Source organism: uncultured Erythrobacter sp. (genome assembly GCF_947492365.1).
Classification (GTDB): Bacteria; Pseudomonadota; Alphaproteobacteria; order Sphingomonadales; family Sphingomonadaceae; genus Erythrobacter.
On sequence record NZ_CANLMB010000001.1, the window covers coordinates 2,198,922 to 2,221,897 of the forward strand.

The window sequence follows — 22,976 nt, forward strand, 5'->3', positions numbered from 1 at the left end:
GTCAGGGCTCCAAGAGAATCATCGGGTGAGAATTGGCTCACGGCCTTACCAGCCTTGCGCCAAGAGCAAAGCAAAAGTGTGCGCGCTTTTCCCCGGCTTGCGCGACATTCTGCATGCTGTAGGTTTGCCCGAGATTTGTAGCGGCAGCGTTGGCGGCATTGGGGGACATATGGCTGTGATTGACCGGATCGGCTCTTCCGCTTGCGCGCCCCGCATCTGGGAGCAGCACGCATGAAGGCGGACGCCGAAATTCTCGAAGAGCCCGTTCCCGAACACGAGCTGCCCGGCAATGTCGCGGTCTTTTGCGGGCATATGTTCAACACCGGCAGCGAGGCCGAAGTGGATCTCGCCAAGCGGATCAGCGACCAGCTCGAAAAGCTCGACATCGCGGTTGGCTATGGCCCGCTTGCCTGCGGAGCGGATATTCTCGTTGCTGAAGCGCTGATCGCGCGTGGGGCGGAGCTTAATGTCGTGCTTCCCTTTGCCGAGAAGGATTTCATCGAGGAAAGCGTGCTGTGCGGCGGGGAAGGATGGCGCGCGCGCTATCAGGCCTGCCGCGATGCAGCTGCATCAATCAGCTTTGCCACGCCCAGCGACTATGTCGGCGATGACAATCAATTCGCCTACAATACGCTTTACGCCATGGGTCTTGCGGTTCTTCGCTCGCAAAAGCGCGATTGCGAGGCCTTTCAGATTGCAATTGTGTCAGACCAGTTTGCGAGCTTCTCGGCCACAGGCATTGCGGGAACCAAGGCAGATATGCGGCTATGGCAGGCATTGGGGCGCGAAAGCATCCCGATCCCCACAGGCCCAGTCCCGCGCGATCTCAAATTCCCCAAGCGCGACAAGGTCGGTGACGGCACGCGGCGTGAGATCCGGTCAATCCTGTTCGCCGATTACAAGGGTTTCTCGCGCATCGGCGAGCGCGAACTGCCCGATTTCATGAACATCATCATGGGCCGCATCGCGCAGGTGCTGCACGATTTCGGTGACCATGTGGAGTTTCGCAACACTTGGGGAGATGCGATTTACGCCATCGTCGATGAGCCGCGCACAGCGGCTGCGATTGCGCTGAAACTGCAGGACGAGCTGGCCGATATTCCTCCCGGCCTGATCCCCGATGGCGCTGCAGCCGGAATGCGGCTGGGCGTGCATTACGGGCCGATCTGGGTCGGGACCGACCGCATCACCGGCAACCGGCTATGGTATGGCGGCGAAGTCAATCGCACCGCGCGGATCGAGCCGGTAACGCCGGTCGGCGGCGTCTATTGCACGGAGAGCTTTGCTGCCGCGTTGCTGATGGATGACTGCAAGGAATGCACCTTCACATCCGTAGGCCGGGTGAAGCTGCCCAAGAATTACGGCGTGGTCGAACTTTACCGGCTCGAAGGCGCGTAAAACCTCTACCTCACGTTCTTCTTCACGCTCGCTTCCATCGCCGCCAGTTGCGCCTCTGTTGCGGGCGTCTGGCGGGTCGCCTTCCATTCATCCATCGGCATGCCGTGGATCAGCTCGCGCGCGGCGGCCTTGTCGCCGTCAAAGCCCGCATCGCGGATCCAGTCGGCGAGGCAATTCCGGCAGAAGCCCGCCAGCCCCATCAACTCGATATTCTGCGCATCGTGGCGATGCTGCAAATGCCGCACCAGCCGCCGGAATGCCTCGGCTGCAATCGCATCGTCCAACTGCTCTATCGAGCCCGAATCTGCTTCCATCTCTGCTTTTCCTTGAGTTGCAATAAGGCTGTGTCATAGCGTGCCGCTGAGGATCAGGAGCATTATGACCAAACGCGAATACAAACGGATCGACCCACGCGGGCGCAAGGTCAAGATATTGGCGACAATCGGCCCGGCAAGCCGCTCGCCCGAAATGCTGCGCAAACTGTTTCTGGCAGGCGCAGACGCCTTTCGCGTCAACATGAGCCATGGCAGTCACGCCGATCACGAGCAGGCAATCCAGTCGATCCGCGCGCTGGAAAAGGAATTTTCCCGCCCGATTGCGATCCTTGCCGATCTGCAGGGGCCGAAACTGCGGGTCGGCACGTTCAAGGATGACAACGCCGTGATCCGCCATTCGGGTCACTTCACGCTCGACCGCAAGGATGAGCCGGGCGATGAAACCCGCGTCCAGCTGCCCCACCCTGAACTGTTCGGCATTCTCGAACGCGGCCAGCGCTTGCTCATCAATGACGGCAAGATCAGGCTGGTGGTCAAGGAAGCGGACGAAGACCGCATCTTCTGCTCGGCCGAAGTCGGCGGGGTGATCTCCGACCGCAAGGGTGTGAATGTGCCCGATGCCGAGGTTCCGATCCCAGCGCTCACCGAGAAGGATCGCAAGGATCTGGCCTTTGCGGTCGAGCATGGCGCGGACTGGATCGCGCTCAGCTTTGTCCAGCGACCCGAAGACCTTGCCGAAGCGCGCAAACTGATCGCCTCGCATGCGCGCGGAGGCAAGCTGCCTGCTTTGTGCGCCAAGATCGAAAAGCCGCAAGCGCTCAAGCGCCTCGATGCGATTATCGAGCTTTCGGACGGGATCATGGTCGCGCGCGGCGATCTGGGCGTGGAGCTGGAACCGCAGGAAGTCCCGCCGCTGCAAAAGAAGATCATCGCCGCCACGCGCACTGCGGGCAAGCCGGTGATCGTGGCGACACAAATGCTCGAAAGCATGATCGAAAGCCCGATACCGACCCGCGCCGAAGTCTCCGACGTGGCCAATGCGGTCTATGACGGCGCCGATGCGGTGATGCTCTCGGCTGAAAGCGCGGCGGGTGACTGGCCTGAGGAGTCGGTTGCGATGATGCACTCCATCGCTGCTCAGGTGGAACGCGATGAAGGCTATACCGAGCGGGTCCGCCTGCTCGATACGCCGCCTGACGCGACCACGGCAGACGCGTTGGCGCATAGCTGCATGACCATCGCCGACACCGTTCCGATCAGCGCGATCACCGTCTTCACCGATAGTGGCTCAACCGCGCGCCGGGTCGCCCGCGAGCGGCCCGGCACGCCGATGCTGGTGCTCACGCCGAGCATGCGAACGGCGCGCCGTGTCGCGCTGCTCTGGGGCGCGCATGCGGTGGTGACGCGCGACATTGGCAGCTTCGAAGAGATGATCGCGAAGGGCAAACGCATGGCCCTGCGTCACGGCTTTGGCGAAGCCGGATCGAAGCAGATCGTGCTGGCGGGCGTCCCGTTCGGCACGCCGGGCGCGACGAACCTGCTCCATGTGGTGACGTTGAAGGGCGATGAGTTGGAGAAGAGGGAGGGGTAAGAGATGCGAGTTCTGTTGCTTATTGTTTTCGGATTGCTGGCGCTGCTCAGCCTTGCTGCGGGCGGGGCAAAACTGGCTGCAATGCCGCAGGAAGTGGAGTTTTTCAGCGCGCTCGGCCTCGACACATTCTGGCTCCACGCCTTGGGCGCTGTGCAAGTTGCAGGGGCCATTGCTTGCATTCTGCCCGCCACCCGAAAGATCGGCGCGTTCGCAGTCGCAACCGGGTTTGGCTTTTCAGCGGCGATGATCTTTGCGACCGGCAACATGATGTTCGGTGCGATCTCGCTGGTGCCGATGGTGTTGATGCTGCTGACTGGCCGCAAACTAGCAGCCTAGCCGCCCGCCTTTTCGAGCCGCGCCCGCGCTTCGCCTTCACCAATCAGCGGCAACAGCTCGCCCATATCGGGTCCGTGGTCCATGCCGGTAAGCGCTTGGCGTAGCGGCAGGAACAACTGCTTGCCCTTGCGGCCGGTCGCCTCCTTGAGCGCAGAAGTGAGCGCGCGCCACGGGTCATCGCCCCAGACAAGCGCATCGGCGGCCTGCGCCAGAAACGCGCGGTCGTCTTCGGAGAACCCCGGCTGCTGAATCGGGCCGGTGACGAGCCGCCACCACTCTCCGACTTCGCTCATATTGGAGACATTGGGCTGCACCGCGTGCCAGCCGGCCTCGTCCATCCCTTCGGGCAGGCGGTGCTTCACCGCCTCGAACGGCATGGCGTGGACAATCGCGGTGTTGACCCGCTCCAGATCAGCATCGTCGAATTTCGCCGGCGCACGGCCAAAAGTCGAAAGGTCGAATGTGTCGAGCAGCTCAGCGCGATCCGCAATCGGCTCCACGGGGAGCGAAGTGCCGAGACGCGCCAGCAAGGCGATGATCGCTTCGGGTTCGATCCCGCGCTCGCGGAAGGCATCGCAGCCCAGCGAGCCGAGGCGTTTGGAGAGCTTGCCCTCTTTGCCCACCAGCAGCGCTTCGTGCGCAAAGGCGGGCGGTGTGGCTCCCATCGCGGTGAACATCTGGATTTGCACCGCGGTGTTCGAGACATGGTCCTCGCCGCGCAAGACTTGGGTGACGCCCATATCGACATCGTCCACCGTGCTGGGCAGCATATAGAGCCACGAACCGTCGGCGCGGCGGATCACGGGGTCGGAGAGCGTTGCGGGGTCGAAGCTCGCCTTTCCGCGCACGCCGTCTTCCCATGCAATCGCCTCGTCATGGTCAAGCTTGAAGCGCCAGTGCGGAGCGATGCCCTCTGCCTCCTTCGCGGCGCGCTGCTCCTCGGTCAGGTCCAGCGCCGCGCGGTCATAGATCGGCGGCAGACCGCGCCCCAGTTGGACCTTGCGCTTTAGCTCAAGCTCTTGGCTGGTTTCATAGGCGGGATAGATCCGGCCCGCATTGCGCAACGCATCGAACGCCGCTTGATAGCGATCAAGCCGCTGCGACTGGCGTTCTTCGCGCGTTGCCTCGATCCCCAGCCATGCAAGGTCTGCGCGGATCGCTTCGACATATTCCTCGCGACTGCGCGCGGCATCGGTGTCGTCGATGCGCAGGATGAAATCCCCGCCCGCCTTTTGCGCGAGCATCCAGTTATGCAGCGCAGTGCGGATATTGCCGACATGTAGGCGGCCGGTCGGAGAGGGGGCGAAACGCGTGGTGTGACTCATAATAGTTTCGCGCTATAGCCTTTTGTTCGCAGGAGAAAGATATGAAGTTCGCGATTAGAGGCGCAGCGATCGCAATTCTTGCACCTTTGGCGCTCCTATCGCCCCCGGTTTCGGCGACAACGGTGTTCGAAGAGGAGTTCACTTGCCCAATCGGCGGCGAGAAATTCAAGGCAAATGTTGTCGGGAGCACCTCTACGTTCGGACAGCGCGCCGATGGTAGACCTTATGGCGGTGTCGCCATATGGCCAATCCCGGAATGCCCCGAAAACGGATTGCCTCTGTTCGAAGACGAGTTTGACCCGGTAGAGCTGGCTGCGTTGGAAATCGCGATTGCCACCCCAGATTTTCGCGCGATGCGTGAAAACGACACGTCGCGTTATCGTCTGTTCTGGCTCAAACGCGAAATCGGTCGTCCATTCTCCGAGCAAGTCGGAGCTTTGTATCAGGCCACTTGGCAAACGGATGATAATTGGGATCGCCGGAACCGGTATCGGTCAGAATTCGTCAATCTGGCGATGCGTTGGGATAAGCCCGAGGGCGCGGAGGTACGCGAGCGCGACAATTGGTTCTGGATTCAAATGCGGGCCGTCAACGCGATGCGGGAACTCGGATATTACGAGGAAGGTCTATCGCGCCTTGCCGTTGTGATGCAGCTCGAAAATCTTCCCGCAGATGAGGAGGCCGCAGAGAACGCAAAGTTCTATGGCGAGCAAATTCGCAGGCTGCTGACCGAGGAAAACCCCTATCCCGAGCCAACCAATCTAACACCCGCAAGGGTCGCTATGTTTCGATGTGTGGCTGGCTCAGACCTAACCACTGTCGAGCGCGAACGATGCGACGGCACCGCGATTCAGGACGAGATCGCCAGCTTCGAATTCAGGCCGCGCGGTGGTGGCAAGCTGCAAGGAGAAGACGCCATTCGCGCTGCAAACATTGAATGGCGCACTCCTTCGTCCAACGAGTAGGAAGGGGTCTCACCAGACTTACGTGCGATCACAAAACCAGGCGCATAAGAAAGAGCAATGCCGAACAAAAAGACCCCGCCGGAAGCGTGATGCTTTCGGCGGGGTCTTTTTATTTTGCAGGAGCGAGCGCTTATTCGGCGCTGTCTCCGCCGCCGCCCATGGCTGCCTTCATGGCTTCCTCGGAGGAAACCGGATCGGCGGCGGGTTCGGGCTCGGCAACGGCGGCAGTAGCCGCAGCTTCGTTGGCGGCAGCGAGCTTGTCCTGCTGCTTCTTCCAGGCGGCTTTCAGCGCAGCGTCGCGGCTGGAGGCGGTGACGCGCATCCGGTTCATACCCGCGCCGGTACCGGCGGGGATGAGACGGCCCACGATCACATTTTCCTTCAGACCGATCAGCGTGTCCTTCTTACCCTCGACCGAAGCCTGGGTGAGAACGCGGGTCGTTTCCTGGAACGATGCGGCAGAGATGAAGCTGCGGGTCTGCAGCGATGCCTTGGTGATGCCCAGCAGGATCGGCGTGCCTTCGGCAGGCTGCTTACCCTTGCCCAGCTTGGCATTGTATTCTTGCATCTCGGCCAGATCGACCTGTTCGCCCGGCAACAATGTCGTGTCGCCGCCATTGGTGATTTCAACCTTCTGCAGCATCTGGCGAACGATCACCTCGATGTGCTTGTCGTTGATCTTCACGCCCTGCAGTCGGTAAACTTCCTGGATTTCGTTGACGAGATATTCGGCCAAGGCCTCAATCCCCATCACTTCCAGAATGTCATGCGGGTTGGGCGAGCCGGAAATCAGGGTGTCCCCCTTCTTCACGAAGTCGCCTTCCTGCACGTCGATCACCTTGGTCTTGGGAATCAGATATTCGACTGCATCGCCTTCTTCCGGCACAATCGCGATCTTGCGCTTGGCCTTGTATTCGCGGACAAATTCAATCTTGCCCGAGATTTTGGCGATGACCGAAACGTCCTTCGGCATGCGCGCTTCGAACAGCTCGGCAACACGCGGCAGACCGCCGGTGATGTCGCGCGTCTTGGCAGCTTCACGCGAAGCACGTGCGAGAATGTCACCCGCATCAACCGTCTGACCGTCTTCAACCGAAAGCGTCGTGCCCGGTGCGAGCATGTAACGCTGCGCTTCGGTTTCGTCGGCATCGGTCTGACCTTCGGAAAGGAGAGTCATACGCGGGCGCAGCTCTTCTTTCTTCTTGCGGCCGGTGGCGCGGTTTTCAGTCACAACACGCTGGGCGATACCCGTTGCATCGTCGGTCTGCTCTTCCAGCGTCGTGCCTTCGACAAGATCCTGATACCGCACAACGCCCGATTGCTCGGTGATGATCGGCAGCGTGAACGGATCCCATTCAGCAAGGCGGTCGCCTTCCTTCACCTTCGCACCATGCTTGAACATGATGACGGTACCGTAAGGCACCTTGTGCATTTCACGCTCGCGCCCTTCGGCGTCGATCACGGCAATCTCACCGTTGCGTGCAAGGCTGAGGATACGGCCCTTCTTGTCGACGATGGTCGGCATGTCGCGCAATTCGATCGTGCCATCCGAAATCGCTTCAAGATGCGAAGTTTCGTTGAGCTGCGCCGCGCCGCCAATGTGGAAGGTACGCATGGTCAGCTGAGTGCCCGGCTCACCGATCGACTGTGCAGCGATAACGCCGACAGCTTCACCGATATTCACCGGAGTACCGCGAGCAAGATCACGGCCATAGCAGGTCGCGCAAACGCCCTGATCGGCTTCACAGACCAGCGGTGAGCGGATCTTGGCGGACTGGACTTCAGCCGCTTCGATCACTTTCACCATCGGTTCGTCGATCAGCGTGCCAGCCTTGGCGATCACTTCATCGGTCGATGCGTTGAGGATATCCTCGGCCACGGTGCGGCCCAGAATACGCTCACCCAAAGATGCAATGACCGAACCGCCCTGAACGATAGCGCGCATTTCGAGCACGTTATCGGTCTTACAGTCGATCTCGACGATGGTGCAGTCCTGCGACACGTCAACCAGACGGCGGGTCAGGTAACCCGAGTTCGCCGTCTTGAGTGCGGTATCGGCCAGGCCCTTACGCGCGCCGTGGGTGGAGTTGAAGTATTCAAGAACGGACAGGCCTTCCTTGAAGTTCGAGATGATCGGGTTCTCGATGATCTCGCCCGACGGCTTGGCCATAAGGCCGCGCATACCGGCAAGCTGCTTCATCTGCGCAGGCGAACCACGCGCACCGGAGTGGCTCATCATATAGATCGAGTTGATCGGCGCTTCCTTGCCGTCGTCGTCAATCGGAGTTGCCTTAATCCGGTCCATCATGGCGTCCGCCACTTGGTCACCACAGCGGCTCCAGGCGTCGATCACCTTGTTGTACTTTTCCTGCTGAGTGATGAGACCGTCCTGATATTGCTGTTCATAGCCAGCAACCAGGGTCTTGGTGTCATCGACCAGTTTGATCTTCTCGTCAGGGATGATCATGTCATCCTTGCCGAAGGAGATACCGGCGCGGAATGCGTGGCGGAAGCCCAGCACCATGATCGCGTCAGCGAACAGCACCGTGTCCTTCTGGCCGGTGTGACGATACACTTCGTCGATCACGTCACCGATATCCTTCTTGGTCAGAAGGCGGTTGATGATGTCGTAAGGCACCTTGTGGTTGTTCGGCAGACATTCACCGATCAGCATCCGGCCCGGCGTCGTTTCGAAACGCTTCATGCGCGTCTTACCATCTTCATCGGCCTGCGGAACGCGGGCGAGAATTTTGGTGTGCAGCGTTACTGTCTTGGTTTCGAGCGCGTGGTGCACTTCAGCCATGTCGGAGAAGCGCGGGAGCTTCTCGACCTTGGAGCCGTCTGCATTGTCGAGATATTCAGGCGTCTTTTCCTGACGCTCCATCGACAGATAATAGAGGCCCAGAACCATGTCCTGCGAAGGAACGATGATCGGCTTACCGTTGGCGGGCGAGAGGATGTTGTTGGTCGACATCATCAGCACGCGCGCTTCGAGCTGGGCTTCCAGCGAAAGCGGCACGTGGACCGCCATCTGGTCACCGTCAAAGTCGGCGTTAAAGGCCGAGCAGACCAGCGGGTGAAGCTGGATCGCCTTACCTTCGATCAGAACCGGCTCGAATGCCTGGATGCCAAGACGGTGAAGCGTCGGCGCGCGGTTCAGCAGAACCGGGTGCTCGCGGATCACTTCGTCGAGGATGTCCCAGACTTCCTTGCGCTCTTTCTCGACCCATTTCTTAGCCTGCTTCAGGGTCATCGAAAGACCCTTGGCGTCGAGGCGGGCGTAGATGAACGGCTTGAACAGTTCGAGCGCCATCTTCTTGGGCAGGCCGCATTGGTGCAGCTTGAGCTCGGGACCGGTCACGATGACCGAACGGCCCGAATAGTCGACGCGCTTACCCAGAAGGTTCTGGCGGAAGCGGCCCTGCTTACCCTTGAGCATGTCGGACAGCGACTTCAGCGGACGCTTGTTCGCACCCGTGATGACGCGGCCGCGGCGGCCATTGTCGAACAGCGCGTCAACGGCTTCCTGCAGCATACGCTTTTCATTGCGGACGATGATGTCCGGTGCGCGCAGCTCGATCAGACGCTTCAAACGATTGTTACGGTTGATGACGCGGCGATAGAGATCGTTGAGATCCGACGTCGCGAAACGGCCACCATCCAGCGGCACCAGCGGGCGCAGCTCGGGCGGGATCACGGGGATCACTTCGAGGATCATCCATTCGGGGCGGTTGCCTGAATCGATGAAGCTTTCGACGACCTTGAGACGCTTGATGATCTTCTTCGGCTTGAGCGCGGACTTCGTAGTCGCAAGCTCTTCCATCAGATCGTCGCGCTCTTGCTCGAGGTCGAGATCCATCAGCATGACCTTAACAGCCTCTGCACCGATGTCAGCGGAGAACGCGTCTTCGCCGTATTCGTCCTGTGCTTCGAGCAGTTCGTCTTCGGTCAGCAGCTGGAATTTCTCAAGCGGGGTCAGGCCCGGCTCGATCACCACATAGCTTTCGAAATAGAGGATGCGCTCAAGCTGTTTCAGCTGGATGTCGAGCAGCAGGCCGATGCGCGAAGGCAGCGACTTGAGGAACCAGATGTGAGCCACAGGAGCAGCGAGCTCGATGTGGCCCATACGCTCGCGGCGCACCTTGGTGACGGTAACCTCGACGCCGCACTTTTCGCAGACGACGCCTTTGTACTTCATGCGCTTGTACTTGCCGCACAGGCATTCGTAGTCCTTTACCGGACCGAAGATGCGCGCGCAGAACAAGCCGTCACGCTCGGGCTTGAACGTGCGGTAGTTGATGGTTTCCGGCTTCTTGATCTCGCCGAAAGACCAGCTGCGAATACGCTCTGGCGAAGCGATCCCGATCTGGATCTGGTCAAAGGTTTCCGGCTTGGACAGCTGGTTGGTGAATTTGGTCAGTTCGTTCATTTTTCAAATCCCTTGGCGGGTGAAATTCTCAAGAGCGGGTCAGGAGGGGCGCCGCTGTTTCAGGCGCCCGCCCCTTGCTATTCCGCTGCCTCCGGCCATTCGTCCTCGTCGCTCTCGTCGGTCAGTGACTTGAGTTCGACATTGAGGCCCAGCGAGCGCATTTCCTTGACGAGAACGTTGAAGCTCTCCGGAATGCCCGCTTCGAAGGTGTCGTCGCCCTTGACGATTGCTTCGTAGACCTTGGTACGGCCGACCACGTCGTCCGACTTGACGGTGAGCATTTCCTGCAAGGTGTAGGCTGCGCCGTATGCCTGCAGTGCCCAGACCTCCATCTCACCGAAGCGCTGGCCGCCGAACTGCGCCTTACCGCCCAGCGGCTGCTGGGTAACAAGCGAGTACGGGCCGATCGAACGGGCGTGGATCTTGTCGTCAACAAGGTGGTGCAGTTTGAGCATGTAGATAATGCCCACAGTCACCTTGCGGTCGAACGCGTCACCGGTCCGGCCATCGAACAGAGTCGACTGGCCCGAACTGTCGATGCCGGCTTTCACCAGCATGTCAGTCACGTCGCCTTCGCGCGCACCGTCAAACACCGGCGTACCCATCGGGACACCTGCGGCAAGATTGGTGGCGAGTTCGACGATGCCCGTGGTCGAGCGGCTTTCGAGGTCTTCGAAATACTGCTCGCCATAGACGTCCTTCAGACGCTCGACGACGGCTTCGGGCGGTTTCACGCCCGCATAGTCTTCCGCCGCATTCGGGTTCGCCGCTTTCCACTCTTCGAGCTTGTCAGCGATATCCATGCCGAGACCGCGGGCCGCGAAACCGAGATGGGTTTCGAAGATCTGCCCGACATTCATGCGCGAAGGCACGCCCAGCGGGTTGAGCACGAGGTCAACCGGAGTACCGTCTTCGAGGAACGGCATGTCCTCGATCGGAAGGATGCGCGAAATCACACCCTTGTTTCCGTGTCGGCCCGCCATCTTGTCGCCCGGTTGCAGCTTACGCTTCACCGCGACGAAGACCTTGACCATCTTGAGCACGCCCGGAGCGAGTTCGTCACCGCGTTCGAGCTTTTCCTTACGGTCCTCGAACTTGGCGTCGATCATGCCGGCGCTTTCGTCATATTGCGACTTGATCGCTTCGATCTGCGCCTGACGATTGTCTTCGGCAACCGCGAACTTGAACCATTCGAAGCGCTCTACGCTTTCAAGCAGAGCCTCATCGATTGTGGTTCCCTTCTTCACGCCCTTGGGTGCAGCCGAAGCGGTCTGGCCCAGCAGCATATCCTTGAGGCGGTTATAGGTCGCGCGGTTGAGGATGTTGCGTTCGTCAGCCGCGTCCTTGCGCAGACGCTCGATCTCTTCGTTCTGGATCGCACGCGTACGGTCATCGATTTCGATACCGTGGCGGTTGAACACGCGAACTTCGACGATCGTTCCGGCAACACCGGGGGGCAGACGCAGCGAGGTGTCGCGTACGTCCGAAGCTTTCTCACCAAAGATTGCGCGCAGAAGCTTTTCTTCCGGCGTCATCGGGCTTTCGCCCTTCGGCGTGATCTTGCCGACCAGAATGTCGCCCGGATGCACTTCTGCACCGATATAGACGATGCCCGCTTCGTCGAGGTTGCGTAGGGCTTCCTCGCCGACATTGGGAATGTCGCGGGTGATGTCTTCCGGCCCGAGCTTGGTGTCACGCGCCATGACTTCGAATTCCTCGATATGGATCGAGGTGAAGACGTCGTCTTTCACGATACGCTCGGAAATGAGGATACTATCCTCATAGTTGTAGCCATTCCACGGCATGAAGGCGACGAGGCTGTTCTTGCCCAGTGCCAGCTCGCCCAGATCGGTCGAAGGACCGTCAGCGATGATATCGCCCGGCTCGATCGACTCGCCCACTTTCACCAGCGGACGCTGGTTGATGCAGGTGTTCTGGTTGGAGCGCTGGAATTTTTGCAGCGTGTAGATGTCAACGCCGGACTGGCCAGCTTCGACATCGCCAACGGCGCGGATCACGATACGGGTCGCGTCGACCTGATCGACGATACCGCCGCGCTTGGCCGCAATCGCAGCGCCCGAATCGCGCGCCACGGTTTCTTCCATGCCGGTGCCGACCCACGGGGCCTCTGCCTTCACAAGCGGCACCGCCTGGCGCTGCATGTTCGAGCCCATCAATGCGCGGTTTGCGTCATCGTTTTCGAGGAACGGGATCAGCGAGGCCGCGACCGAAACGAGCTGTTTCGGCGAGACGTCCATCAAAGTGACCTGCTCGCTGGGTGCCATTAGGTTGTCGCCAGCCTGACGGGCAGAGATCAGTTCTTCAACGAAAGTGCCATCGGCGTTGAGCTCGGCCGAAGCCTGCGCAACGGTGTGCTTCTGCTCTTCCATAGCGGAGAGGTAGATCACCTCGCCCGTGACATGGTTGTCCTTCACCGTGCGGTACGGCGTTTCGATAAAGCCATATTTGTTCACACGGCTGAACGATGCCAGCGAGTTGATCAGACCGATATTCGGGCCTTCCGGCGTTTCAATCGGGCAGATACGGCCATAATGCGTCGGGTGAACGTCGCGGACTTCAAAGCCTGCGCGCTCACGCGTCAAGCCGCCCGGGCCAAGCGCCGACACGCGGCGTTTATGGGTGACTTCCGACAGCGGGTTGGTCTGGTCCATGAACTGCGACAGCTGCGAAGAGCCGAAGAATTCGCGAACAGCCGCCACAGCCGGTTTCGCATTGATAAGGTCGTTGGGCATGACGGTCGAAACATCGACGCTCGACATGCGCTCCTTAACCGCGCGTTCCATGCGCAGCAGGCCAACGCGGTACTGGTTTTCAAGCAGCTCGCCGACCGAACGCACACGGCGGTTGCCGAGATTGTCGATGTCGTCGACTTCGCCCTTGCCGTCCTTCAGGCCGACCAGTTCCTTGACCACAGCAAGGATGTCTTCCTTGCGCAGGGTCGTCACAGTGTCTTCGGCATCGAGGCCGAGACGCATATTGAGCTTCACGCGGCCCACAGCCGATAGGTCATAACGCTCGCCATCGAAGAACAGGCCTTCGAACAGCGCTTCAGCGGTTTCCTTGGTCGGCGGTTCGCCTGGACGCATGACCTTATAGATCGCTTCCAGACCTTCGTCGCGGTTCTCTGCCTTGTCGACCTGCAGCGTGTTGCGGATCCACGGGCCGGTGTTGATTTCGTCAATGTCGAGCAGTTCGAGCTTGTCGATACCGGCGGCATCGAAGGCTTCGATGTGTTCGAGCGTGATTTCTTCGCCCGCTTCGATGTGGATGCGGCCAGTGGCCTCATCAATCATATCGAATGCAGCGTAGCGGCTGACGACTTCCTCGGTCGGCAGCAGCAGGTTCTTCAGGCCATCCTTGGCCGCCTTGTTGGCAGCGCGCGGGCTGATCTTCTGACCGGCGGCGAAGATTTCCTCGCCCGTCTTGGCATCGACCAGCGCAAAGGCGGGCTTCTGGCCGCGCCAGTTTTCAGGATCGAACGGGATCTTCCAGCCGTCCTTGGCGCGTTCCCAGACTACGGTGTCGTAGAAGTGGCCGAGAATGCCTTCGCTATCGAGGCCGAGCGCATAAAGCAGCGCGGTGACCGGCAGCTTGCGCTTACGGTCGATACGGACATTGACGATGTCCTTGGCGTCGAATTCAAAGTCGAGCCACGAACCGCGATAGGGGATGACGCGCGCAGCAAACAGCAGCTTGCCCGACGAGTGGGTCTTGCCGCGATCATGGTCGAACAGCACACCGGGCGAACGGTGCATCTGCGACACGATCACTCGCTCTGTGCCGTTAATGATAAAGGTGCCGTTCTCGGTCATGAGCGGCATATCGCCCATGTAAACGTCCTGCTCCTTGATATCGAGGACCGAGCGCGTTTCGGTTTCCTGATCCACTTCGAACACGATCAGACGCAGAGTTACCTTCATCGGCGCTGCGTAAGTGATGCCGCGCTGGCGGCATTCGGTCGTGTCGTATTTCGGATCTTCGAGGACATAGTGCACGAAGTCGAGTTCGGCGGTCCCGGCAAAGTCGCGGATCGGGAAGACGCTGCGCAGCGTTTTTTCCAGACCCGAGACATAGCCCGTTTCCTTGTTCGAGCGCAGGAACTGTTCGTAGCTCTCGCGCTGAACCTCGATGAGGTTGGGCATCTGGACGACTTCGTGAATGTCGCCAAAAATCTTGCGGATACGCTTCTTAGCGGTGCCCTGCGCCTTGCGGCTGCGGACGGCTGCCTTGGTCTTGGGCCCCTTTGCAGGGGTCTTCGATTTGGTTGCCATGGAGGAGATATGCCTCTTGTTTGTGCTTGCAGGGGTGCCCGCTCGCTTGGATTTCTCGTCAATCGTCACGCGGGAATCTGGGCCATATATGACGCAAAAGCGCCGCTAACCGGGACGCACCCCTCTCAGGGCAAGTCTTGGCTGCAGCTCGATCACAGTCGCGAATATAGCAAAGCGCCGCTTCCATTCTTGGTCCGATCCGTCGCGCATGAATCAGTCCGGCTCGAAGCTGGCGTGTGCGCAGGCATTTAGGAAGCAGACGCCTCGCAGTCAACCGCAGCGTTACGTGATTCGGATTCAGCGCGAATCGCGGGCCCGGAATGCGCAAATTGAGCGCGATCTGGCATATCGAAAAACAATATGACGAGAAATATTGCTTATCGATCAGTGCATTATCGTTTTTCGATATTTATTGATTGACGATAAATCACATCGCGCCTAGATGGTGATTATCGAAATTCAATATGACACCTAAAGGAAAACAATATGACCCGCACCTATACCAACTCACTCGCCGCCATTGCCGCGGTGTTTCTCGCCATCACCTCGATCAGCACCATCGTCACCGTGCCGCCTGCTCAGGCGCACAGCACGCATGACGTGGCGCAAATGATCGAGCTCGCCTGATCCACCGCAAGTTAAGGAGTAGTCCCGATGTCACTTAGACCCAACGACCCCTTGCTCGCGGCGGGCAAGATAATGACCGTCCTTTTGATGGCACTGATTGGCCTGGTAACTGCATTAATGCTGGTGCTGATCCCGTTCATCCTGTTCAACCACGCTGACTTTGCAGCCGCTGTTGCCGAAGCTGGAATTGAGAGTGTTGGCATGGCCAAGGCGGCGTCTGTCTCGCTGCTTTTGATCGCGGCGACCGCCACCGCCTTCGCGTTCTATTTCTTCTGGTTGCTATACCGGATCATCAAGACGGTGGCTGACGGCGATCCCTTCACGCTAGAGAACGCTAGCCGCCTGACGCGCATGGGCTGGATTGCTTTAGGCTTTCAGATCGCGTCATTCCCGATTGAGGCTCTTGCAATCAAGGCGATCGATTACCTGCCTGCCGACGATATCAGTGCCGATATCAGCTTTTCGCTGACTGGAGTGTTGCTTGCAATTGTCCTGTTCATACTCGCTCGCATTTTCCGCCACGGCGCTGCGATGCGCGACGATCTTGAAGGGACCGTATGATGCCTGCTGAAGATGAAGGAGCAACGATCATGGTCAAACTCGACGACCTGCTGCACGACCGCCGCATGACGCTGACCGAATTGGCCGAGCGAGTGGGCCTTACACTGGCCAACCTCTCGATCCTGAAAACCGGCAAGGCCAAAGCGATCCGGTTCTCCACCCTCGCCGCGATCTGCCGCGAACTGGACTGCCAGCCGGGCGACCTGCTCGAATATGGCACTCAATAAGCTCCGCTAGAGGCTCGCGATGACTCGCGAGCCTCTACTGGTCAATAAAACTGCCTGAGCCTGGGATCTGCTTATAGGTGATGGGCGCTGCCAACAGAAATCCCACCAACTGGGAGAAAGCCAATGCCATCGCCAGCCCTCCGCTTTCCGGCTCAAAATCCTGACCACGCATTCGAACCTCAGCATTGGTAAAGGTCAGTTCAATATAGTCAGGAAAAGACATAAGTGCCGCCAATGAATGCGTCGGGATGAACGCCCCGAAATACTCGAAAACAAAGATTAGCATTTGAGCCAGGCATGCCGCAGCAATCATGGCGACAAACAATACGGGCTGTGGCCGTTCCAGTTCTTCCTCATCTTTTGCCGCGAAATAGAAACCCGAGACGGCGGCAAAGCCACAGGCCATAGCTCCTAAAGGAACAACCAGCACGACCGAGAGCCTGTAGGGACTAAAGCCAGTAAGCACGCTTACCATTGCGAGCGCATAGGCGACGACCACAGCGCCTCCAAACCCCACAAGCATCGCCTTTTTCATGCTTTTTCGCATCTTGAATGCCCCTTCGGCAATCAAACCAGTCAGAACCTCATCTGAAGTCCTGCTGCGCAAAGTCATCTTCTCTGGAACCACCGCCGAACCCGAAGGTCAGCCCGCCTACGACAAGCAGCAGCAGCAAACCGCCACCGAACAATCCGGCATGGCTCCAGAATTCCGGTTCAAAGCCCGGTTCGACCGTCACGAAATCCGCCGCAACCCCGCCCTCTCCTGTCGAGATAACTTCGGTGCGGCTCCAGGTGCCGGGCGCACTTGCAGTGACCAGCCCCTCGATCGTGCCTGATTTCTCGTGAGGCGCGAACATCGCATCCATCTGCTCACTGGCTTCAATTGCCGGCTGGATCTGGGCTTCATCGACTGGCGCGCCCTGCGCTTCCTGCGCGGCAATATAGTTCTCGGCAGTGCGAATGACACCGCTCAGCGCTTGTGACGAACGGATCTTGGACGCAATCTCGCTGCTATCCTGCTGCAGCAAGACATGCACAGGTGCGAACCTGTCAGTCCCCTGCGGGCGAACCAGCACGAGCATGCCGCCCGACCGGATCCGTCCATTGTCGTCATTTTCCTGATAAAGCGTTTCGAGCTCGTTCCATTCAGCGCCGGTGATCTCGTACCAGCCGGTTGCCGGACCGCCCGCGATCAATTCCTCGATCGTGATCGTCTGTTTCTCGCCAATCGTGAAATAGGTGTAGAGGCCCGAGCCTCCAAAATACATCATCGCCAACGCCGCAAGCGCTGCCCACCAAGTTAGTCGCATCGAATATCCCCCGAATATCCCCTGTTGTCATGGTGTTAAGCGGTGATGGGGTTTTGTCAATCGACGCAAAGAACAAACGAAGGGCCGCCTCTCCTCAGGGGCGGCCCTTCTGGCGTTGGGCTAGGCCTTGCGGGTGAGCATTGCTCTAGGGTGCGATCACCAGCCCTTCGCCATCCTCGATGGCAGCAGCAAAGCCCCAGCCGCCAAAGGTTTCCGATACAGCGGCCACCAGATGGTTTTCGCCTTCTTCAAGGTCGAGCATGACCGCATCGTTGAACCCGATTGTGCCGAGGAAGAAGAAGTCGCGGCTGCGCCATTGGGCGATGCCGTCGAACACCAGCTCGCCATTGAGGAACAGCCGGACACGATCCGAATAGCCGAAGTTCAAGCGGACCTTTCGCGCGCTGTCGGACGTGATGCGGGTCGAAACAAGCACGCTGTCGAGATTTTCCTCCGGCCCGGTCAGGCGCGAGATATCGGCGATCCCGTATGGCTCGACCGCCAGCGTGCCGAGCGTGTCCAGCAGGCCAAGTTCGGCAGGCATGCTCAACGCGCCTTCGACCACACTTTCAGCAAATCTCTGCGAAACAGACCAGCGCTCGATCACGCCATCGGGCGCGGTTCTGTCGGCAGCACGAGTACCCACAACGCCTTCGCCCGCGCTCAAGGGACGCATCGAGAAATTGGAGACGCGGATTACTCCGTTCGGCCCCGATGCCTGAAAGCCGATCGCGCCGCTGCCCTGATCCGCCGCAAGGTCAGGGATGTGCATCACCGGCTCTGGACTGCCGTTAAAGTAAATGTCCGCGCGGTCCCCTTCGACCACCAGCTTGAACCGGTTCCAGCCTTCCTCGGTGAAGGCAAACGGCGCGATCCCGTTGCGGTCAGTATAGATCTGCCAAGAGGTGATCCCGTTGCGGATCGGGGTGTATTGGCCAGCATCGGGCAGCCCGGATTTGTGTTTGCGCAGGTAGAAATATTCCGAATGCGTTTCGCTGGCATGCCACAATATCCCGCCAAAACCGCGTGCGCTGTCGAGCGCGATGTCGAACTCGATCACCCCTTCGGAAAATTGCGAGCCTGCAAGGATAACATTGGTGCGGGTAACGCTGAGCACTTCGCGCCCGGCCTCCTCGCTCACCGCAACCCGGTCGGCAGGGCCGAACACGGCGAGTTCATAGCCTGACCATGTCAGCGTTTCGGCAGAAGCTTCAGCTTCATCCTGAGCCATGCTCGCAGCAGGAAAACTCGCGGCCAAAACGGCGAGAAGTGTGACGATGGATTTACGCAGCATTCAAGTCCTCCAGCAGATATTGCCAGAGGCTATCCTCGCTGAGGCGAATTGTCAGGTATTGAAAGAAACGGCCAAGCCGCGCCGGAAACGGTGCCATTCGCCCGGAGAATAGCCGGTGAGCGCGCGGCATTCTCGGATCAGATGCGCCTGATCGGAGAAATTGTGCCCTGCGGCGAGTGCGGCCCATTGCGGGCGGTCGAAGGTCTCGGAACTCAGCATTGCCGCCGTCAGTCGCTGTCGGCGAAGGACAGCTCGCGGCGACAGACCCAGCCTCTCCAGAAAGAGCCTGCGCATATGGCGCGGGCTTAGGCCGGCCTCTTCGGCAATTTGCGCGGGGCCGAACATGCCCTTTGTCTCGCGCGCCAGCCGCGCTGCCCGCCCGGCGCGATCGGTTTTGCAACCCTCGGCCAGCATTTGCAGCGCACTGAGCATCGCTTCCCAAGCGGCCTTGAACTGGCCGAGGTCAGCAAGCCGCCGTGCAGGTTCAAGCTTACCGGTAATATGGGAGGGCACCTCGTAATCGGCGGCGATGTGATCGGCCGCTTTGAGAGCGAATGCCGCCTCCATCAATTCCGGCGCGAGGCGCAGGGCGAACAGCTCTTCGCCGGGACAAGGATCATAACGCCCGCCATCGGGCTGGGCGCGGAATATCACGAAGTCCCATTCGCTTGTCTCGCCGTTCGGAGCAAAGCGCCGCCGTAGCGCGATCGAGGGTTCGGTAAAGGGGAGGAGGTCGTGCCTTTCGGGGTTTGTGTAGTCACAGCGGCTGTACCAGGCGAGGTCAATTGCGGGCGCGGGCGCGTTGGCGATCTGCCAAGCGCGATAGCATCCGCTGGTCTGCACTGGATCGGTCCCTAGCTCCATGATCCTGCCCTACCCCCAGTCAGGCCTAGCCGGAAGGTGCGCCTCTGCCAGCGCCCTAGGCACTTCGACCGGAGGCATTTTGCTTGACTCTGGACCGCAGCAGGGTAATTGCGCGCTCCGACCGCTACTGGCCCCTTGGGTCTGCGGTCATCCGTCCGAGACAGTTGGTGGAGGCTTGTCGGCCTCCTTAATTTCCAGCCTAGATGGGGAAAAGAGATTTACGCGGCCCTTTCATGAGGACCGCAACCGGGCCATTTAGCTCACCCTCCTTCCCTTATCGATTTGGACTTTCCGGCGTCGATGCACGCCGCCGGGAGACATGAGCCGATCGCCGGGCAATTCCGTCTGGCGATCATAGTGAAGGAGTATGGCATGGATCGTTCGCAAAAAGCCGATGCTGTTGCCCAGCTCAACGCAGTCTTTAACGAGGTTGGTGTGGTCGTTGTGACCCGCAATCTCGGCATGACGGTGGACCAGTCCACCGATCTGCGCACAAAGATGCGTGACGTTGGTGCTTCCTATAAGGTTGCGAAGAACCGTCTCGCCAAGCTCGCCCTTAAGGACACCGACTATGTCGGGATCGATGAGTATCTCACCGGCCCGACCGCGCTTGCCTGGTCTGAAGACCCGGTCGCAGCTGCAAAGGCTGCTGTCGAATTCGCAAAAACGAACGACAAGCTGGAAATCGTTGGTGGCTCCATGGGCACGCAGGTGCTCGACGAAGCCGGAATCAGGGCACTCGCCTCGATGCCGAGCCTCGACGAGCTTCGCGGCAAGCTTGTTGGTCTCGTCAACGCCCCGGCAACGAAAATTGCCCAGGTCGTCAACGCGCCAGCAAACAAGCTCGCACGTGTGTTCGGTGCCTATGGCGCCAAGGACGCTGCTTAATAGAGACGCTTTCTCGCAAGAGACGAAACATTATGGGGCATTTGAACCGCCCCGCCACATTATTGGAGTGAACCATCATGGCTGATATTGCCAAGCTTGTTGAAGAACTTTCGAAGCTGACCGTCCTCGAGGCAGCTGAACTCGCAACCGCTCTCGAAGAAGAGTGGGGCGTTAGCGCTGCTGCTGCAGTTGCTGTTGCTGGCCCGGCTGGCGGCGGCGAAGCTGCTGCTGTTGAAGAGAAGGACGAATTCGACGTCATTCTCACCGGCGACGGCGGCAAGAAGATCCAGGTCATCAAGGAAGTCCGTGCCATCACCGGCCTGGGCCTCACCGAAGCCAAGGGTCTCGTCGAAGGCGCGCCGAAGCCGCTTAAGGAAGGCGTCAACAAGGCCGAAGCCGAAGAAATCAAGGGCAAGATCGAAGCAGCCGGCGGTACCGTCGAACTCAAGTAAGCCTTTGCCCGTTTGGGCGCTTACGCTTCGAACAGCTTTTGCTGATCAGGAAAGGGCGGTGCCAGCTATTGGCGCCGCCCTTTTTCTTTGAAGCTCGCTCTATTCGCTTGCTTTTCTCCATGTGTGACACCAGAACCACTGTTGCACTCAAAGCACTCAATGTCGCTGCAATACAATGACGCGGGGTTTGGGCGCGAATATATTGTGCAGCGATCCAGGGGGATCACAAGGGGTTACAAGAATGAAAAAACAATTGACGCTGCTGGCGCTTGTCGCCGGTCTCAGCACAGGCGGCTGTGCGACTGTCTTGAACGGCACCAATATCGATTACGCAGCTGACACCGATCCGACCGGCGCGGACATCGTGTTCCTCGGCGGACTGAACTGCACCGCTCCTTGCGAAGTTGAACTGCGCCGCAAGGACGACACCCGCATCGACATCACCCGCGAAGGCTATGAGCCGGTTTACGTGCTCGTCCAGTCGCGCCTCGCCGGTTCGACCTTTGGCAACGTGCTCGCTGGCGGCCTGATCGGCGGCGTTGTCGATGCAGGAAACGGCGCAAGCAACCGCCTCTATCCGCGCCCGCTGATGGTCAAGCTCGCCCCGCTCGGCTCGGGTGAGCCGGCACTGCTGCTCGACGCAGATGGCGAGATCATCAGCACCGTCGACGAGCACAATGACGAAGTGCGCGCAGACGTCGCCAAGACGATCGGCAACGATCTGGCCGAGTACACGCCGGAAGAAGATGACACCGGCGGCGAGTAATCGCACGGCTTTCATTGCTTTGAAATGAAAGGGCGGTGCCAGCTATTGGCGCCGCCCTTTTTCTTTGGCCAATAGCGCTAGCGATCAGCGCGGGATCTGGTCGATCCCTACCCTGTCTGTGCCCAGAGTCGGTGCTCCAATCTGTTCGACCTGAACCTTTGCCGCTTCGGGCGCGTCGTCATAATCGATGCCGAACTCAACCTCGTCATAGGCTGGGTTGTAGCTGATCGGCACGCCCGCTGCCTGAAGCTGGGCAAGCGTGACATAGGTTCCGAGTGCGCCTGATCCTGCGATCCGGTCAATTTCGGCAGATGCGTAACGTTCACGCAGCAGGTCCACGACTGAGCCAAGACGCACGGCAATCGTGCCATCGCGCTGCTGGAAGTCGACACTGCCGGTGAGCACGCCGTTGATCCGCGCGCCGAGCTCGGTCTTTTGCACCAGTTCGATCTGCGCAGCACGGCTGGAGACGAGGCCCGGATCGGGAGCCGGGATCGGCACCGCCCGCGCCGTGTCGACCTCTACCGGAAGCGTGCCCTGGGCATCAACCGATGACGAAATCGGAAGTGCACGCCGGATCGCATCCGACGCTCCGCCTGACACGTCAAGCTCGCCTGCAAAGGCCGCCTCTACTGCGTCATCCGCCATTGCGACGGAATCGTTACCCGGATTGCTGATTGGACCGCTGCGATCAGAGGCCCCGGCCGCACCAGCACTATCTACCAGCTGCTCATCACGTCCAATCTGCGGAACGAAGGCAAGCGTTTCGCTGATCTGCGGAATATCAATCTGTCGCCGCCTGAGCGCTGGTGCACGCCCGCGGAACTCACCAGCAGGCTGATTGGCAAGGCCTGCCGAGACTGGAATTGATGCCGGCCTCGGCAATGCCACTCCGGCAAAAGCGAGGTCAAAGCGCTCCGATCCGCTTGCAAGGAAAGCGAGCGGTTGCATCCTTTCGGTCGAGGAATGGCGCGGCGCGCTGCCGAAAGTGATCGATGCGGGCGCGATTTCTTCGGCGGCCATTGCGGGAGCATAGACGGGGGCGTTTGCACCCACGCTGGGACTCCAGACCCGCGGCGGCAGGCTCGATCTGGGTTCCCCCAATTCGAACCGCATAAGCGGACTATCCATCGCGCCTGCAGAGATGTCGGGAATGGTGACAGCCGCCGCAATCACAGCGGCTCCGGCAAGCGCGCGGGTTCTGGTCAGACGGGCTTTGGAAGCAGTCGCGTCAAGCGTAGCCCTCTGCTCCGCGCCTATCACGCGCGCATCTTCTTCCTGAAGGCGCTCCTGCACCGAATCCCCCCGAGCATTAAGTTCGAACGAAGATGATGAAGGTTTTCACCTTTGTTATAAAGCGGATTCTCGCCTCGCGA

At 59.6% G+C, this 22,976-nt stretch carries 19 protein-coding genes; 10 read left to right on the top strand and 9 right to left on the bottom strand.

What is annotated here, in order from left to right:
* Positions 1 to 231 precede the first annotated feature (231 nt).
* Positions 232 to 1,398: an adenylate/guanylate cyclase domain-containing protein gene (locus Q0887_RS10530; RefSeq protein ID WP_299194768.1), complete on the top strand. Its 1,167-nt coding sequence runs from the start codon at positions 232 to 234 to the stop codon at positions 1,396 to 1,398.
* A 5-nt stretch (positions 1,399 to 1,403) separates the two neighbouring features.
* On the opposite strand, the gene Q0887_RS10535 is transcribed toward Q0887_RS10530, so the two are convergent.
* Entirely contained in the window at positions 1,404 to 1,712 is a 309-nt protein-coding gene (locus Q0887_RS10535; RefSeq protein WP_299194769.1) for a DUF1244 domain-containing protein, read from the bottom strand.
* Positions 1,713 to 1,776: 64 nt separating this feature from the next.
* Between Q0887_RS10535 and pyk the strand changes: the two genes are divergently transcribed.
* Complete coding sequence (pyk, locus tag Q0887_RS10540) at positions 1,777 to 3,264, top strand: pyruvate kinase (RefSeq protein ID WP_299194771.1); 1,488 nt, start codon at positions 1,777 to 1,779, stop codon at positions 3,262 to 3,264.
* Between the two features lie 15 nt (positions 3,265 to 3,279).
* Positions 3,280 to 3,600 carry a DoxX family protein gene (locus tag Q0887_RS10545; protein WP_299194773.1) on the top strand — a complete coding sequence of 107 codons (321 nt, stop codon included), beginning with the start codon at positions 3,280 to 3,282 and terminating at the stop codon, positions 3,598 to 3,600.
* On the opposite strand, the gene gltX is transcribed toward Q0887_RS10545, so the two are convergent.
* Positions 3,597 to 4,925: a glutamate--tRNA ligase gene (gene gltX / locus Q0887_RS10550; protein ID WP_299194775.1), complete on the bottom strand. Its 1,329-nt coding sequence runs from the start codon at positions 4,923 to 4,925 to the stop codon at positions 3,597 to 3,599. The genes Q0887_RS10545 and gltX overlap by 4 nt on opposite strands.
* 41 nt (positions 4,926 to 4,966) lie before the next feature.
* Between gltX and Q0887_RS10555 the strand changes: the two genes are divergently transcribed.
* Complete coding sequence (locus Q0887_RS10555; RefSeq protein ID WP_299194778.1) at positions 4,967 to 5,890, top strand: hypothetical protein; 924 nt, start codon at positions 4,967 to 4,969, stop codon at positions 5,888 to 5,890.
* 130 nt (positions 5,891 to 6,020) lie between these two features.
* Here Q0887_RS10555 and rpoC read toward each other — a convergent pair whose 3' ends face one another.
* On the bottom strand, positions 6,021 to 10,319 hold the full coding sequence (rpoC, locus tag Q0887_RS10560; RefSeq protein ID WP_299194780.1) for a DNA-directed RNA polymerase subunit beta': 4,299 nt from the start codon (positions 10,317 to 10,319) through the stop codon (positions 6,021 to 6,023).
* A gap of 77 nt (positions 10,320 to 10,396) precedes the next feature.
* A complete protein-coding gene (gene rpoB / locus Q0887_RS10565; RefSeq protein ID WP_299194783.1) occupies positions 10,397 to 14,611 on the bottom strand; it encodes a DNA-directed RNA polymerase subunit beta in 4,215 nt (1,404 codons plus the stop codon).
* Between the two features lie 486 nt (positions 14,612 to 15,097).
* Here rpoB and Q0887_RS10570 point away from each other — a divergent pair, with 486 nt between their 5' ends.
* The 3 genes from Q0887_RS10570 to Q0887_RS10580 are packed head-to-tail and all read left to right on the top strand — an operon-like array spanning position 15,098 to position 16,026.
* Complete coding sequence (locus Q0887_RS10570) at positions 15,098 to 15,238, top strand: hypothetical protein (protein ID WP_299194786.1); 141 nt, start codon at positions 15,098 to 15,100, stop codon at positions 15,236 to 15,238.
* A gap of 27 nt (positions 15,239 to 15,265) precedes the next feature.
* Positions 15,266 to 15,799 carry a DUF2975 domain-containing protein gene (locus Q0887_RS10575; protein ID WP_299194788.1) on the top strand — a complete coding sequence of 178 codons (534 nt, stop codon included), beginning with the start codon at positions 15,266 to 15,268 and terminating at the stop codon, positions 15,797 to 15,799.
* The gene (locus tag Q0887_RS10580) at positions 15,799 to 16,026 is read left to right on the top strand and encodes a helix-turn-helix transcriptional regulator (RefSeq protein ID WP_299195322.1); all 228 of its coding nucleotides are present in this window, start codon (positions 15,799 to 15,801) and stop codon (positions 16,024 to 16,026) included. Before Q0887_RS10575 ends, Q0887_RS10580 begins: the two co-directional genes overlap by 1 nt.
* Before the next feature lie 34 nt (positions 16,027 to 16,060).
* On the opposite strand, the gene Q0887_RS10585 is transcribed toward Q0887_RS10580, so the two are convergent.
* The 4 genes from Q0887_RS10585 to Q0887_RS10600 all read right to left on the bottom strand — a co-directional run bounded on the left by Q0887_RS10585 (position 16,061) and on the right by Q0887_RS10600 (position 19,494).
* Positions 16,061 to 16,639 carry a hypothetical protein gene (locus tag Q0887_RS10585; RefSeq protein ID WP_299194791.1) on the bottom strand — a complete coding sequence of 193 codons (579 nt, stop codon included), beginning with the start codon at positions 16,637 to 16,639 and terminating at the stop codon, positions 16,061 to 16,063.
* The gene (locus Q0887_RS10590) at positions 16,611 to 17,336 is read right to left on the bottom strand and encodes a hypothetical protein (protein ID WP_299194794.1); all 726 of its coding nucleotides are present in this window, start codon (positions 17,334 to 17,336) and stop codon (positions 16,611 to 16,613) included. Before Q0887_RS10590 ends, Q0887_RS10585 begins: the two co-directional genes overlap by 29 nt.
* Before the next feature lie 145 nt (positions 17,337 to 17,481).
* The gene (locus Q0887_RS10595; RefSeq protein ID WP_299194796.1) at positions 17,482 to 18,630 is read right to left on the bottom strand and encodes a hypothetical protein; all 1,149 of its coding nucleotides are present in this window, start codon (positions 18,628 to 18,630) and stop codon (positions 17,482 to 17,484) included.
* A 51-nt stretch (positions 18,631 to 18,681) separates the two neighbouring features.
* Positions 18,682 to 19,494, bottom strand: a complete 813-nt coding sequence (locus Q0887_RS10600; RefSeq protein WP_299194798.1) for a helix-turn-helix domain-containing protein — start codon at positions 19,492 to 19,494, stop codon at positions 18,682 to 18,684.
* A 372-nt stretch (positions 19,495 to 19,866) separates the two neighbouring features.
* Here Q0887_RS10600 and rplJ point away from each other — a divergent pair, with 372 nt between their 5' ends.
* From rplJ to Q0887_RS10615, 3 genes are all read left to right on the top strand, one after another.
* The gene (gene rplJ, locus Q0887_RS10605; RefSeq protein ID WP_299194801.1) at positions 19,867 to 20,382 is read left to right on the top strand and encodes a 50S ribosomal protein L10; all 516 of its coding nucleotides are present in this window, start codon (positions 19,867 to 19,869) and stop codon (positions 20,380 to 20,382) included.
* Positions 20,383 to 20,459: 77 nt separating this feature from the next.
* The gene (rplL, locus tag Q0887_RS10610; RefSeq protein WP_299194804.1) at positions 20,460 to 20,834 is read left to right on the top strand and encodes a 50S ribosomal protein L7/L12; all 375 of its coding nucleotides are present in this window, start codon (positions 20,460 to 20,462) and stop codon (positions 20,832 to 20,834) included.
* A 241-nt stretch (positions 20,835 to 21,075) separates the two neighbouring features.
* Positions 21,076 to 21,600, top strand: coding sequence for a hypothetical protein (locus tag Q0887_RS10615; RefSeq protein WP_299194806.1), 525 nt, complete (start codon positions 21,076 to 21,078; stop codon positions 21,598 to 21,600).
* Positions 21,601 to 21,684: 84 nt separating this feature from the next.
* Here Q0887_RS10615 and Q0887_RS10620 read toward each other — a convergent pair whose 3' ends face one another.
* Positions 21,685 to 22,896 carry a hypothetical protein gene (locus Q0887_RS10620; protein WP_299194809.1) on the bottom strand — a complete coding sequence of 404 codons (1,212 nt, stop codon included), beginning with the start codon at positions 22,894 to 22,896 and terminating at the stop codon, positions 21,685 to 21,687.
* Positions 22,897 to 22,976: the final 80 nt, after the last annotated feature.

Excerpts from the sequence above, each read along its gene's own strand:
- Q0887_RS10530 (WP_299194768.1), top strand. The coding sequence starts at position 232 with ATGAAGGCGGACGCCGAAATTCTCGAAGAGCCCGTTCCCGAACACGAG.
- Q0887_RS10535 (WP_299194769.1), bottom strand. The coding sequence starts at position 1,712 with ATGGAAGCAGATTCGGGCTCGATAGAGCAGTTGGACGATGCGATTGCA.
- pyk (WP_299194771.1), top strand. The coding sequence starts at position 1,777 with ATGACCAAACGCGAATACAAACGGATCGACCCACGCGGGCGCAAGGTC.
- gltX (WP_299194775.1), bottom strand. The coding sequence starts at position 4,925 with ATGAGTCACACCACGCGTTTCGCCCCCTCTCCGACCGGCCGCCTACAT.
- Q0887_RS10555 (WP_299194778.1), top strand. The coding sequence starts at position 4,967 with ATGAAGTTCGCGATTAGAGGCGCAGCGATCGCAATTCTTGCACCTTTG.
- rpoC (WP_299194780.1), bottom strand. The coding sequence starts at position 10,319 with ATGAACGAACTGACCAAATTCACCAACCAGCTGTCCAAGCCGGAAACC.
- rpoB (WP_299194783.1), bottom strand. The coding sequence starts at position 14,611 with ATGGCAACCAAATCGAAGACCCCTGCAAAGGGGCCCAAGACCAAGGCA.
- Q0887_RS10570 (WP_299194786.1), top strand. The coding sequence starts at position 15,098 with ATGACCCGCACCTATACCAACTCACTCGCCGCCATTGCCGCGGTGTTT.
- Q0887_RS10575 (WP_299194788.1), top strand. The coding sequence starts at position 15,266 with ATGTCACTTAGACCCAACGACCCCTTGCTCGCGGCGGGCAAGATAATG.
- Q0887_RS10580 (WP_299195322.1), top strand. The coding sequence starts at position 15,799 with ATGCCTGCTGAAGATGAAGGAGCAACGATCATGGTCAAACTCGACGAC.
- Q0887_RS10585 (WP_299194791.1), bottom strand. The coding sequence starts at position 16,639 with ATGACTTTGCGCAGCAGGACTTCAGATGAGGTTCTGACTGGTTTGATT.
- Q0887_RS10590 (WP_299194794.1), bottom strand. The coding sequence starts at position 17,336 with ATGCGACTAACTTGGTGGGCAGCGCTTGCGGCGTTGGCGATGATGTAT.
- Q0887_RS10595 (WP_299194796.1), bottom strand. The coding sequence starts at position 18,630 with ATGCTGCGTAAATCCATCGTCACACTTCTCGCCGTTTTGGCCGCGAGT.
- Q0887_RS10600 (WP_299194798.1), bottom strand. The coding sequence starts at position 19,494 with ATGGAGCTAGGGACCGATCCAGTGCAGACCAGCGGATGCTATCGCGCT.
- rplJ (WP_299194801.1), top strand. The coding sequence starts at position 19,867 with ATGGATCGTTCGCAAAAAGCCGATGCTGTTGCCCAGCTCAACGCAGTC.
- rplL (WP_299194804.1), top strand. The coding sequence starts at position 20,460 with ATGGCTGATATTGCCAAGCTTGTTGAAGAACTTTCGAAGCTGACCGTC.
- Q0887_RS10615 (WP_299194806.1), top strand. The coding sequence starts at position 21,076 with ATGAAAAAACAATTGACGCTGCTGGCGCTTGTCGCCGGTCTCAGCACA.